The sequence below is a fragment of the Lutibacter sp. genome, assembly GCF_040883305.1.
In the GTDB taxonomy this organism is placed as follows: Bacteria; Bacteroidota; Bacteroidia; order Flavobacteriales; family Flavobacteriaceae; genus Lutibacter.
Map to the genome: position 1 here is coordinate 1 of NZ_JBFLKT010000085.1, position 12,738 is coordinate 12,738.

Annotated in this window: 11 protein-coding genes and 1 pseudogene; 5 read left to right on the plus strand and 7 right to left on the minus strand. The window is 29.0% G+C overall.

From position 1 onward, the window contains the following. Nucleotides 1-1,444, plus strand: a 1,444-nt coding sequence (locus AB1Z17_RS02615; RefSeq protein WP_368050234.1) for a serine hydrolase domain-containing protein, incomplete at its 5' end; no start/stop codon positions are given. Here the strand turns inward: AB1Z17_RS02615 and AB1Z17_RS02620 are convergent. Genes AB1Z17_RS02620 through AB1Z17_RS02645 form a run of 6 tightly spaced genes read right to left on the minus strand, consistent with a single transcriptional unit; the run spans nucleotide 1,434 to nucleotide 6,857 of the window. Next, on the minus strand, nucleotides 1,434-2,483 hold the full coding sequence (locus AB1Z17_RS02620) for a lysophospholipid acyltransferase family protein (protein WP_368050235.1): 1,050 nt from the start codon (nucleotides 2,481-2,483) through the stop codon (nucleotides 1,434-1,436). The genes AB1Z17_RS02615 and AB1Z17_RS02620 overlap by 11 nt on opposite strands. A gap of 4 nt (nucleotides 2,484-2,487) precedes the next feature. Further along, nucleotides 2,488-3,393: a bile acid:sodium symporter family protein gene (locus tag AB1Z17_RS02625; RefSeq protein WP_368050236.1), complete on the minus strand. Its 906-nt coding sequence runs from the start codon at nucleotides 3,391-3,393 to the stop codon at nucleotides 2,488-2,490. Nucleotide 3,394: 1 nt separating this feature from the next. Continuing rightward, the gene (locus tag AB1Z17_RS02630) at nucleotides 3,395-4,087 is read right to left on the minus strand and encodes a DUF4159 domain-containing protein (RefSeq protein ID WP_368050237.1); all 693 of its coding nucleotides are present in this window, start codon (nucleotides 4,085-4,087) and stop codon (nucleotides 3,395-3,397) included. Further along, nucleotides 4,084-4,791 (minus strand): 16S rRNA (uracil(1498)-N(3))-methyltransferase, encoded by a 708-nt coding sequence (locus tag AB1Z17_RS02635; RefSeq protein WP_368050238.1) that lies wholly within the window; start codon nucleotides 4,789-4,791, stop codon nucleotides 4,084-4,086. The genes AB1Z17_RS02630 and AB1Z17_RS02635 overlap by 4 nt, the downstream gene beginning before the upstream one ends. Next, entirely contained in the window at nucleotides 4,791-5,909 is a 1,119-nt protein-coding gene (locus AB1Z17_RS02640; RefSeq protein WP_368050239.1) for a GTP cyclohydrolase, read from the minus strand. The genes AB1Z17_RS02635 and AB1Z17_RS02640 overlap by 1 nt, the downstream gene beginning before the upstream one ends. A gap of 15 nt (nucleotides 5,910-5,924) precedes the next feature. Then, a complete protein-coding gene (locus tag AB1Z17_RS02645) occupies nucleotides 5,925-6,857 on the minus strand; it encodes a transporter (protein WP_368050240.1) in 933 nt (310 codons plus the stop codon). Nucleotides 6,858-6,962: 105 nt separating this feature from the next. On the opposite strand from AB1Z17_RS02645, the gene AB1Z17_RS02650 reads away from it, so the two are divergent. Both AB1Z17_RS02650 and AB1Z17_RS02655 read left to right on the plus strand, forming a co-directional pair. Further along, nucleotides 6,963-7,229 (plus strand): DUF4834 domain-containing protein, encoded by a 267-nt coding sequence (locus tag AB1Z17_RS02650; RefSeq protein WP_368050241.1) that lies wholly within the window; start codon nucleotides 6,963-6,965, stop codon nucleotides 7,227-7,229. Further along, nucleotides 7,230-9,653 (plus strand): YfhO family protein, encoded by a 2,424-nt coding sequence (locus AB1Z17_RS02655; RefSeq protein ID WP_368050242.1) that lies wholly within the window; start codon nucleotides 7,230-7,232, stop codon nucleotides 9,651-9,653. A 133-nt stretch (nucleotides 9,654-9,786) separates the two neighbouring features. Here the strand turns inward: AB1Z17_RS02655 and AB1Z17_RS02660 are convergent, their stop codons facing one another. After that, the gene (locus tag AB1Z17_RS02660; protein ID WP_368050243.1) at nucleotides 9,787-10,830 is read right to left on the minus strand and encodes a glycosyltransferase family 4 protein; all 1,044 of its coding nucleotides are present in this window, start codon (nucleotides 10,828-10,830) and stop codon (nucleotides 9,787-9,789) included. A 151-nt stretch (nucleotides 10,831-10,981) separates the two neighbouring features. Between AB1Z17_RS02660 and AB1Z17_RS02665 the strand changes: the two genes are divergently transcribed. Together AB1Z17_RS02665 and AB1Z17_RS02670 are read left to right on the plus strand one after the other, a co-directional pair. Next, the gene (locus AB1Z17_RS02665) at nucleotides 10,982-12,142 is read left to right on the plus strand and encodes a polysaccharide pyruvyl transferase family protein (protein WP_368050244.1); all 1,161 of its coding nucleotides are present in this window, start codon (nucleotides 10,982-10,984) and stop codon (nucleotides 12,140-12,142) included. Next, nucleotides 12,139-12,738: pseudogene (locus AB1Z17_RS02670) on the plus strand (glycosyl transferase family 1); the annotation flags it as partial. The gene AB1Z17_RS02665 and the pseudogene AB1Z17_RS02670, both read left to right, overlap by 4 nt.

Consider the following 12,738-nt stretch of genomic DNA (forward strand, 5'->3'; position numbering starts at 1 on the left):
AGCAAGAACAAATACAGTAATTTTAGATGTTTTTGCGAGTCCGTATAGTTTGTTGCAATTAAAAACTTTTGAGAACATTAACGGTATTTTATTGTCGTATCAAAATAGTAAATTATCGCAAGAAATTTCTGCTCAAATGATTTTTGGAGCATTAGAAACAAGAGGAAGATTGCCTGTTGCAATAAAAAATGTTTTTTCTGAAGGTCACGGATTAATGTCAACTTCATTAAAGAGATTGTCATATTCAATTCCTGAAGATGTAGGGGTAGATAGTGAAAAATTAAAAAAAATAGATTCAATTGCTAAGGTTGTAATTAAAGAGAAAATGGCTCCTGGTTTACAGGTTTTAGTTGCAAGAAAGGGCAAAGTTGTTTACAATAAAAGTTTTGGGTATCATACAGATGAAGATAAAATAGCTGTAAAAAATGACGATATATATGATATAGCTTCAATGACAAAAATTTTGGCCTCTTTACCGCTAATTATGGAACTGGAAGAACAAAAAGTGTTGCAATTAGAAAGTACTTTGGGTTTTTTATTACCAAAATTAAAAGGAACTAATAAAGATACATTAACAGTAAAAGAAGTATTGTCGCACAATGGAAGACTAAAAGCTTGGATTCCATTTTATGTAAATACGTTAGATAGTATTACAAAAAAACCATCAGCTGAATATTATAGTTCAAAATGGTCTAATAAATTTCCCATTGAGGTTGCCAAAGATTTGTATTTAACAAGAAGTTATAAAGATTCTATTTTTGATAGAATTGCTAATGCTGAACAACGAGAAAAACCTGGATATAAATATAGCGATTTATCTTTTTTTCTGTTTAAAGAAATTATAGAAAACTATTATAATAAAAATTTAGATGAATTAACTCAGGAACGTTTTTATAAAGCTATTGGAGCAACTAAAACGGGCTATTTACCACTGCACAAATTTCCAAAAACCAACATTGTGCCAACTGAAAAGGATGATTATTATCGCAATCAGTTAATTCAAGGTTATGTGCATGATATGGGTGCAGCAATGCAAGGTGGTATTGGCGGACACGCAGGTCTATTTTCTAATGCTAATGATGTTGCCAAGTTAATGCAACTTTATCTTCAAAAAGGTTTTTATGGCGGAAAACGCTATTTTAAATCGGAAACTATCGACAAATTTAATCATAGATATTACTCAGACAATGAGGTTAGAAAGGGAGTAGGATTTGATAAGCCTCAAATTAATGAAGATGAAAAAGCCACTTGTGGTTGTGTTTCAGATGCAAGTTTTGGGCATAGCGGATTTACAGGGACTTATACTTGGGCAGATCCAGAAACTGAAATTGTGTATGTGTTTTTATCAAACAGAGTGTATCCAACTATGGAGAATAAAGAATTGGTAAGATCTAATGTTCGAACTGAAATTCAGCAATTAATTCAAGATGCAATTATGGAGTAAGAGTTGCTGTTTTTGTTGTAATTAAACCAGTAACAATACATACAGCTAAATAAGTTAATCCATATTTATAGTTGAAAACAACACTTATTATGCCTGCCTGAATTAAATAAAAAAGTGGAAATACCGTTAAAATTAGAGCGAAACGATAGGTGTTTGTAAAAATTATATCATTTATTTTTGGTTGTAAATTTTTCCAAAGAAATAAAGGAATAAAGCTATTTATTCTGAAAAAAATGTGGATAGGAGTGAACCAATTAAGTTTTTGTTTTTTAGCCTTTTTTGGAGTTTCGTTATCTAAATTTTGAAGAATTTTATTGGTTGCAATAGGATCTAGAAAATCTACATTTAGTTCTTTTAGAGTTTTAATAATTGTATCGTGTTCTTCTAAATTTTCAATATGTGTTGTAAGCATCTTTAATTCTGAAGAAACTTTAGCTTTAATAGTTTTATAGGAAGTATCTGGTTTTTCAATATTAAAATAGGGATTAGCCAAGATGGGTTTTCCATAATATACAGAAACGCTAGAAGGAAAATTTAAATGAGAATCGTAATTAATTCCAACAGGAATAATTTTAATATCTAATTCTGGATACTTTTGCAGTGTTCCTAAGATAATACGTGCAAATCCTTTTTTTAAAGGTAATAGACTTCTAAAGTTGTGATGCTCACCTTCTGCAAATATTTGAATGGCTTTTTTATCTTTTAAAAACTCAAAACATTGCTCAAAAACTGCAATATTTTTATTCATACTATCTTTTCCATCTCTAAGTCTATATACCGGAATCATATTTATAGATCTTAAAATTTTATCAGCAATTTTGGTTTTAAAAGCACTTGCTCTTGTTAAAAAATGTATGTTTCTTGTTGTGGTAGTTGGTATTAAAATAGCATCCAATAATGCATTTTGATGGTTTCCAATAAAGATAATTGCACCCTCTTCTGGAATATTTTCCTTACCAAAAACTTTAATTTTTTTATGTGTAAAAAAAAGTCCGGTTTTAACAATGTATTTTACAGTATTGTACCAAATATTTTTCAAAATATTATGCTTTTTCTTTTTGTTTAGACCAATAACTTGCTAGTGCTAAGCCAGAAACAATATCCCAAATAGCCCAAAATGCAACTAATAATGCCATACCACCCAATCCGTGAAAGAAGCTGAAAATTAGCAGTAAACCAAGTCCCGAATTTTGAATTCCAGTTTCTATAGAAAGTGTTTTTTGATCTTTATGTGAAAGTCTCATTGCTTTTGCAAAATAGAAGCCGGTTAATAACGCAATTACATTATGAGCAATTACTATAATTAGTACATAATGTATATAGTTCATAAAAATATCAAAATTGTCATAAAAAGCAATTATGATAAATAATAGAAATATAATTAATGAGATTGGTTTTAATATTTTTGAAAGTTTAGTTGCCCAAATTGGTTTACGATTTCTAACCCACATACCTAAAAATAAAGGAACTCCTAAAATTAATGTTACAAGTTTTACCAATTCTAAAGGATCTAATTCTACAGTTTGAAGAATTGCTGCAGTTGGTGCATATAAATTTCCCCAAAAATGTAAGTTAAAAGGTGTCATAACCATAGAAAGTAACGTTGCAAAAGCGGTTAAACTAACAGATAATGCAGCGTTTCCTTTTGCCATTTGAGTTAAGAAATTTGAAATATTACCACCAGGACAGGCGGCAACCATCATTAAACCCAACGCAATACTTGGCATTGGATTTACCAATTTTATAAAAATAAAAGTAACAAGAGGTAGAATAAAAAATTGAGAAATAATTCCAGTTAATAAAATTTTAGGTTTTTTAAATAAACGTTTAAAATCATCTATAGAAATACCAAGTGCTACACCAAACATAATAATAGCAAGTGTAATATTTAGAACCCAAAGACCCTCAGTGTCAAAGTTTATTTCTAGCGAATCTAAGTTTTCAATCATATTAGTTTTTAAAAGCGTATTCAATAATGTTAGAACCCATTTGCAATGCTTTTTCCCTTATTTCATAAGGATCGTTATGCATTTCTTCATCTTCCCAGCCATCGCTTAAGTCTGCTTCATAATCGTAAAAGCAAATCAATCTTCCTTCGTAAAACAACCCAAAACCTTGTGGTGGTTTGTTGTCGTGTTCATGAATTTTTGGTACACCTTCCTCAAAATCAAATGTTTGATGGTAAATTGGGTGATTAAACGGAATTTCTTGAAAATCTAAAGTAGGAAAAATTCTTTTAAACTCCCTTCTTATAAATTTATCGAGTCCATAATTATCTGAAATATGAAGAAATCCGCCTGAAATTAAATAGGTTTTTAAATTAGCAATAGCATCTTCAGAAAAAATAACATTTCCGTGTCCAGTCATAAATAATATTGGGTAATTAAAAACGTCAATACTACTGGCTTCAACAGTTTCTGGATTGGTTTTTATAGTTGTATTTATGGCGTTATTACTGAATTCAATTAGGTTTGGCAAAGCAGTGGGGTTTGCATACCAATCGCCACCTCCATTGTATTTTAAAATTGCAATTTGTTGGGCGTTGATGAAGGTAATAGGCAACAGAAAAAAGGCAATAGTAAAAAGTACTATTTTTAACTTTTGAGAATGCAATAAATATTTTTCTTTTTGATTTTTATTCATTCATTTATAAAATTTACACTATGCACAGCAACTATTCCAGCCGTTTCTGTACGTAACCTGCTTTCTCCCAAAGATACAGGAATAAAATTATGTTCCAAACTTTGCTGAATTTCTTTGGTTGAAAAATCACCTTCTGGTCCAATAAGAATTGTGGTTTTTGTTGCAGGTTTTAAAGCTGATTTTAACGATTTTTTTGAAGTGGATTCACAATGTGCAATAAATAAATGTCCGTTAAATTCTGAATTTATAAATTGATTAAAAGTTATAGGTTCATTTAGTTTTGGAAAATGAAATTTAAGCGATTGTTTTGCTGCCGAATTCACAATTTTTTCCATTCTATCTAATTTCAATATTTTTCTTTCGGAATGATCGCAAATAATTGGAGTAATTTCGTCAACACCAATTTCTGTGGCTTTCTCTAAAAACCATTCAAATCGATCGTTTAATTTTGTTGGAGCAATTGCAATATGTAAATAATAATTCCAAGGTTTTTTGTGCGATTTACTTTCTAGAATTTTTACCAAACACCGTTTGTCGTTTGCAATTTCTATTTCCGAAGTAAATAAATCACCTAATCCGTTAGTAATAAGAATAGTATCGCCTTCCTTTTTACGTAATACACGAACAATATGACGACTTTCGGTTTTATCAAAAGTAAATTGTTTGCTTTGGTCGGTTATCTCAGAATTGTAAAATAATTGCATTATAAGTCTTTTTTATACGTACACCTTTTTTTGTATATAACAGGCTCAAAATTCTTCCAAACAGCAGCAATTGCCTTGTTACTAGCTAGTTCTGGAGTTCTAATACAGGTTTCTACACCTATTTTTTCAAAAGATTTTTGATATTCATTAAAAATTATGGCGTGCACTCCTTTACTTTGATACTCAGGATGAACTCCAATTAAATAGAAGATAGCGTCTTTACTATTTTTCTTTGCTTTTAATAAATGAAAGATCCCAAAAGGTAATAATTTCCCTTTAGCTTTTTGTAAAGCACTTGAGAATGAGGGCATTGTAATAGCGAAAGCAACCATATTCTCATTTTTGTCAATTACAAATTTTATATATTCTGGGTTTATAAATGAGATATATTTCTTTTTAAAATAATCAATTTCAATATTAGAAATAGGAACAAAAGAAGGTAATGTTGCGTAACTTTTATTGAACAAATCGAACATTTTGTTTACATAGGGCATAATGTCTTTTGTTCTTGTAAAATTTAGTGGTGTTAAATTATAGCGTTTTTCCAGTAATCCACAAATTCTTTGTAATGGTTCGGATTTTACATTTTTAAAAGGAAATTTATTTTCTAAATATTCTTTTTCGACTTGAAAGCCTAATTTTTCAAAATGAGATTTGTAATAAGGGTAATTATACCAAGTTACCATAGTTCCAATATGATCAAAACCCTCGGTTAAAACTCCAACTTTATCAAGGTTTGAAAAGCCAACAGGACCTTCCATAAATTCTAATTTATGTTGAATTCCAATCTCAGCTACCTTTTTAAGCAGCATTCTTGAAACATCAATATCATCAATAAAATCGAACCAACCAAAACGCATTTTCTTTATTTTTTGTTCCTTTATTTCGGTATAATTTATAATTGCAGCAATTCTGCCAACAATTTCATCGTTCTTTACAGCCACAAAAAAACGTGCTTCAGCGTGTTGAAATACAGGATTTATGGTTGCATCAAAAGATTCTAATTCCTCTTTAATAATAGGAGGAACCCAATATTTATTATTTTTATAGAGTTTAAAAGGAAACTGAACGTAGGTTTTTAGTTCCTTTTTAGAGGTCATTTCTTTAATTGTAATCATAGGTGTAAGATGCAATTAGTTTCTTTTTTTACCAAATAATCTTCCAAAAAAACCTTTTCTTTTTTTCTTTTTACCAATTGTTTTTTTAGGGGTGTTTTTTATGGTAAATGTATCATAATGTCTATCTAATCGCCAGGCAACACCAGTAGAAAAATAATAATAGGTATAATTGTCAAAAAAATTAGTTCTGGCAGAAGCATCAATTTGCAAATTTTCATTAATCAAATATGCCAAACCAGTTCCGAATTGGTATTTTGGTGTAAATTTCTCTTGATATTGACCTTGATTTTCAATAAAAAAAGACCAATCTTGGTCAATGGCATACGTCATTGTAACAATATATTTGTAAAAAGAATCGTCAGTTGAAAATTTATCATTAATTAAATTAGTTAAAACAACCAATCTATCGGTAAAATCATTTTGAAGCATTACAGCAAGTTTGTAACTGATTTCATCTTCTTTGAAATCTTTACTCACAAATTTTGTATGAACTCCTGCATAAATTCCAACTGAAGGAATTAAGCGTTTCCAATCAAAAGCATATCTTTTTTTAAAACTTCTAATTTCTTTAGATCTATCGGCATATTCTTGTTGTCTAATTAAATATTTTGCACCAATTGTTAAGTCACTAATCCCTTTAATATGCCCGTTTGGATGATGAGATAAATCATCTACTTGATATGCTAAATTTAAATTGAACTCTAATTTTTCTGAAAACTTTCCATATCTAAATAATAATTCACCGCCATATGTATTAGATGGAGATGTATATAAAGGATTATCACTATTTCTATAAAACAAACCAGTTTCAAACTGATATACATTAGTACCAATACTATACGGACTTTCAGAAAAACCTGGCCGTTTAGAATTTATTATTTCAGTATATTGTGCAGAGGCAATTTGTATACTGAAAAAGGCTAAAAAAATTAGAAAAATTCTATACATAGTTTGTTTTTTTACGAGGTCAAATATAAGATTTTATATAATTAAACGTTTTAGTTACTTGCAAATTGTTATTTTTGAAAATTATAATATAAACGATTTTAAATTTTGGTAGGATTATTAAAAACCATAGCTATTTTTATTATTATTTATTATGCTTTTAAGTTTTTTAGTAGGTATATTGCCCCTATTTTCTTGAAAAAAGTAATTGATAATGTAGAAAAAAAATATAAAGAACAACAACAAAATAAGTACGAAGAAGAAACTGGTAAAGTAGGTGAAACAGTAATTGCTAAAAAACCGGTTGAACCTAAAGAAGGAAGTAAGGATGTAGGCGATTATGTTGATTATGAAGAAGTTAAAGATGATAAATAGATGAAAATTACGCTAAATAAAGTTACACCATATTTAATTGCTATTGTAGTATTTATGGTAGTTTCTATTGCTTATTTTTCTCCAGTTTTAGAAGGGAAAAAAATTCAGCAAAGTGATATAACACAATTTAAAGGGTCATCAAAAGAAATTGCAGATTTTAGAGCAGAGAATAATGCAGAACCTTATTGGACAAATGCTACTTTTGGAGGTATGCCAGCCTATGCGGTAAGTGCTTATTACCCATATGATTTTATTAATAAACTGGATAATTTAATTCGATTTTTACCAAGACCAGCCGATTATTTATTCTTATATTTTTTAAGTTTTTTTATACTATTATTAGTTTTAAAAGTAGATTGGAAATTAGCAATTGTGGGCGCTTTAGGATTCGGTTTTTCAACCTATTTAGTGATAATTTTAGGAGTTGGGCACAATGCAAAAGCACATGCAATAGCCTATTTTCCTTTAGTAATGGCAGGAATTTTATTGGTCTTTCAGCGTAAATACATTATTGGTTTTATAGTTACAGCCTTAGCAATGGCGTTGGAACTAAGTGCTAGCCACATCCAAATGACGTATTATTTATTGTTTTTAGTACTAATTTTTGGAATAGTTCAATTAATAGATTCTATTAAGAAAAAAGAAATTCCTCATTTTGTTAAAAGTGTTTTAGTTTTGGTAGTTGGGGTAGTTTTAGCTGTAGGTACAAATGCTACACGATTATTGGCAACAAGTGAGTATTCTAAAGTGAGTACTCGTGGAAAAAGTGAATTAACTATCAATCCAGATGGTTCTGAAAAACAAGCAACAAACGGACTTTCAAAAGAATATATTACGCAATATAGTTATGGGATTCCAGAAACATTTAATTTGTTTATTCCACGTTTTATGGGTGGAGGGAATTATGAAAATGTTGGTTTTGAGTCGAATATTTATCAATTTTTAAAAGATAAAACAGATCCGCGTCAGGCAAAACAGTTTGCAGAATTTGCACCAATGTATTGGGGGCAGCAACCAATTGTAGAAGCTCCAGCATATATAGGAGCAATTTTTGTGTTTTTATTTATTTTAGGAATTTTCTTAGTAAAAGGAACCTTCAAAAAGTGGTTAGTTGCGGCTGTTATTTTTTCCATTTTATTAAGTTGGGGAAAAAACTTTGACATTTTAACCAATTTTTTTATTGATTATGTACCACTTTATAACAAATTTAGAGCAGTTTCGTCTATTCAAGTTGTTGCAGAATTGGCAATACCATTATTAGCAATTTTGTCTTTAAAAGAATGGTTTTCAACTACAATTTCTTCCGAAGAAAAGTTGCAAGCGCTTAAAAGATCGTTTTATATAGCGGCAGGATTTGCATTAATTTTCACACTATTTGGGTCGAGTTTATTTTCTTTTGAAGGTTTGAGAGATGCGAATTATGACCAAATGTTACCAGGATTATTAGATGCTATTATTGAAGATAGAAAAGCTATTTTCTTTTCAGATAGTTTACGAACCTTAATTCTGGTTGTGTTGGCAGCTGGAATATTATGGTTGTTTTTAAAACAAAAATTGAAATCAACTATAGCTGTAATTGCTTTGGGAACTTTAATTTTATTCGATTTGGTTTCGGTAGATAGACGTTATGTTAATAATGACGATTTTAAAGTGGCAACTAAAATAGACAAGCCTTTTGTTGCTTCAGAGGTTGATAAAGAAATTTTAAAAGATAAGAGTTATTACCGTGTAGCTAATTTTATGGTTGATCCTATGAATGATGGAAGTACCTCATATTTTCATAAATCTATTGGAGGTTACCATGCTGCCAAGATGGGAATTTATGAGGAATTATTCGATTTTCAAATTGCAAAAAATAATATTCAAGTATTAAATATGTTGAATACTAAATATTTTGTTTTTCTAGATGGAAGTCAGCGTGAAACCGTACAGCTCAATCCAGATGCAAATGGAAATGCTTGGTTTGTTAATACTATTAAAACTGTTGAAAATGCCAATGAAGAAATTGTAGCTTTAGATAGTTTAAATACTAAAAAGGAGGCGGTTATTGCTTTAAATCGTATTTCAAGTGATTTTAAAACTGAGTATCCTAAAGATTCTTTGGCAAGTATTGCGTTAATTTCTTACAAAGCAAATGAATTGATTTATAAATCAAATACAACACAAAATCAGTTTGCTGTTTTTTCTGAAATATATTATAAGAATGGTTGGAATGCTTATATAGATGGTGAATTAAAATCACATTATAGAGTAAATTATGTATTACGTGGAATCGAAATTCCAGCAGGAGAACATACCATAGCATTTAAATTTGAACCCACTGTAATTGAAAAAGGAACTTCAATAACTTTAGTTTCGTATTTGTTTTTAATACTAATTCCGGTAGGTTGGTTTTTTGTTGAAAAGCGAAAAAATAAGCTGTAAAGTTAAAAAGCGAGAAGTATAAAGTTCTGAAGTAGGATACCTTAACTTCTTTGTGATGAGTTTAATAAAAGACATGGCGATCTCATTTTTTGTTCAAAGGCTTTAATTTTAAAGAGTAATTTTTTCACTAAAATTAAATGTGATTCAAAAACTCGTTCTCTCTTCTTTCTAAAGGGAAATTAGCAGTAATTTGAGATCTGGCATCATTTGATGTTAATGTATTATTAGATAAATTTTCAATTAAGCCTTTTAATACATCTGTGTTTTTTTGTTTTAAAATATAACCGTTTTCACCAATAATATCTGGAATTCCAGCAACATTACTACCAATAGGAATACAACCGCAAAGCATTGCTTCACACAGCGCATTCGGAAAGCCCTCGAACATAGAAAGCTGAAAATAATACTCGTGGTTGTTATAAATGTCTAGCAGTTCTTGTTGGCTAACGTTATCAATTAAATGCAGGTTTTTAGGGCATCTTCCTTTTAAATAAACTTTTCCAACAATAGTGAAATAATATTCAGGGAAAAGCTCCGCAGCTTTTACTATTAAGTCAATTCCTTTTCTATAGTGCCCAATTTCGTCAACGGCAAAGGTGACAGATAAAAAGGAGTTCTTAATTCTGTCTAAATTTTTGTTTTGCCATTTTTTGGTGTCGTAGCCATTTACCATTTCAATAATTGGTGTTTTAATAGTTGGATTGAAAGATCGGATACCTTGGTCTGGGTATTCAACATCCATATAACTGTAATAACTTTTCTCTAAACTTTTATGAACAGGTAATATTAATGAAGCATTTTTAAATGAAAAATTAGTAAACCAACTTAAAAGTTGTTTTGTATGTGCGCCATAATTTATTTCAGGTAATTTTGCGCAATCTGTACCAATTGCAATAATAATGATTGGTTTTTTAAAGATTTTCCCAAAAATAACAGGAAAAAAAGAAAGGTAACCCGAAGATTGAATTACAATAGCCTTGTATTTATAAAAATTAAAAAGTAAAAAGAAAAACTGCTTTAGAAATGCATAAAACAAATATATTTTTTTTGAAGTATTGAACTGATATAAATCGACATTGTAATTTTTTTCTAAAATTGCAACATCTCTTTTTACAAATGTGGCGTATAGAACAAAAAGCATTAAAACGGTTTCTTTTTCTTTTTTTTTATAACTCATTTAACGCTTTTTAAAATGTTGAAGTTGTTTATAATTATAGGTTTATCTAGCTACGAATTTAATGAAAAGTTATAAATTAGCAATTGAGATTTTGAGATTGTTTTTTATTTTTAACAGACTATTTCTAATTAAAACCAAGCCGTAGATTTACATGGTAAAACATAAAAAAACTGATAAAATTCAGCTAATAATTAACAACGTTGTTCCTTTAAACAATGGGGATGTTGCATTGTTTTATTCATTGTACACAAAATTGATAGATGTTGGGTTTGAGGTAAAAATCGCCACCTATTATTATAAATTAGCAAAAGAATTGTATCCTAATATTCCTTTTGTAGAAGAAATTGGACAACATAAAATTTTTATTAAATTACCTTTTTTAAAGCCTTTTGTACTTCCTATTTTGTTTTTATTTTCAAAACATTATAGAGCAGCTGATGTAATAATTGGAACTCCTGGCGGATATATTAATTCTAATTACAACATAAAAAATAGTTTGTCAATCTATAAAATAGCACGTTTTTTTGGCAAAAAATCATTAATTTATTCCCAGTCTGTAGGGCCTTTAAATAAAAAAGATGCACGTTTTTTTAAAAAATTAATGGATAGATCTATTTCATATATTTTTGTAAGAGATCAATTTTCTTTTGATGTTTTGACGGATTTAGATATTTCAAAAGATAAATTTAAGTTGACAAAAGATGCTGCATTTTTATTAGATTTTAAAGAAAATAAATCGAGTAAATTAAAGAAAATAGCAATTTCTGTGCGTGAATGGAACTTCGATAGAAGAAATAAAACTGCGTACATAAAAATGATGCATGCATTTATCAAAGAATGCATAAATAGCGGATTTACCATTGATTTTCTTTCAACTTGCCAAGGTTTAAAAAATTATAAAGATGATTCTATATTAGCACAAGAAATTTATAAAGATTTAGATGTAGCGTCAAAAAAAAAGGTAAACGTGTTATCAAATTACTATGTATTTGATGATTTTTACAAAAAATTGGAAGAATACGAATTTGTAATAGGTACAAGATTACATATGTGTATTACTTCATTAACTAAAAATATTCCAGCATTTAATATTAGCTATGAAGTAAAAGGGAAGGAATGTTATAACTACCTCGGTCTTTCCAATTATTCAATTGATTATAATGAGGATCCGGAAAAAGCGTTAACATTATTTACTAATTTTATTAATAAAACTGATGAAATTAGAGAACATTTAAAAATAATTATGCCTAAAATTAACGAAGAATCTAAAGCAGATTTTAATTATTTTGTGCAAAAAATAAATCAACTTTGAAAGTTTTAATAATCACATATTATTGGCCACCCGCAGGCGGTTCTGGAGTGCAACGTTGGTTGAAATTTGTAAAATATTTTAGAGATTTTGATATTGAACCTGTTGTTTATACAGTTGAAAATCCGAAATATCCTATTTTAGATGAAAGTCTGGTAAAAGATATTCCTAAAGGAATTGAAGTTTTAAAACAACCAATTTTTGAACCCAATAATTTACTTTCATTCTTTGGAAAAAAGAAAACAGAAAGTGCTGGTTTTTTAAATCCGAATCCTTCATTTTTTGAAAAAATATTACAATATATTAGAGCTAATTATTTTATTCCAGATGCTCGAAAATTTTGGATAAAACCATCAGTCAACTATTTAAAAAAATACATTTCAAAGAATAATATTGATGCCATAATTACTACTGGACCGCCGCACAGTATGCATTTAATTGGTTTAAAATTGAAAAAGCAATTAGGTATAAACTGGATTGCAGATTTTAGAGATCCATGGACTGAAATTGATTATTTTCATCAATTGCCACTCTCAAAAAAGGCAATTAACAAACATCATTTTTTAGAGCAAGAAGTTTTATTAAATGCAGACAAAGTA

Bases quoted from the DNA above. Each gene is read 5' to 3' on its own strand.
- AB1Z17_RS02625 (WP_368050236.1), bottom strand. From the start codon at position 3,393: ATGATTGAAAACTTAGATTCGCTAGAAATAAACTTTGACACTGAGGGT.
- AB1Z17_RS02630 (WP_368050237.1), bottom strand. From the start codon at position 4,087: ATGAATAAAAATCAAAAAGAAAAATATTTATTGCATTCTCAAAAGTTA.
- AB1Z17_RS02635 (WP_368050238.1), bottom strand. From the start codon at position 4,791: ATGCAATTATTTTACAATTCTGAGATAACCGACCAAAGCAAACAATTT.
- AB1Z17_RS02640 (WP_368050239.1), bottom strand. From the start codon at position 5,909: ATGATTACAATTAAAGAAATGACCTCTAAAAAGGAACTAAAAACCTAC.
- AB1Z17_RS02645 (WP_368050240.1), bottom strand. From the start codon at position 6,857: ATGTATAGAATTTTTCTAATTTTTTTAGCCTTTTTCAGTATACAAATT.
- AB1Z17_RS02655 (WP_368050242.1), top strand. From the start codon at position 7,230: ATGAAAATTACGCTAAATAAAGTTACACCATATTTAATTGCTATTGTA.
- AB1Z17_RS02660 (WP_368050243.1), bottom strand. From the start codon at position 10,830: ATGAGTTATAAAAAAAAAGAAAAAGAAACCGTTTTAATGCTTTTTGTT.
- AB1Z17_RS02665 (WP_368050244.1), top strand. From the start codon at position 10,982: ATGGTAAAACATAAAAAAACTGATAAAATTCAGCTAATAATTAACAAC.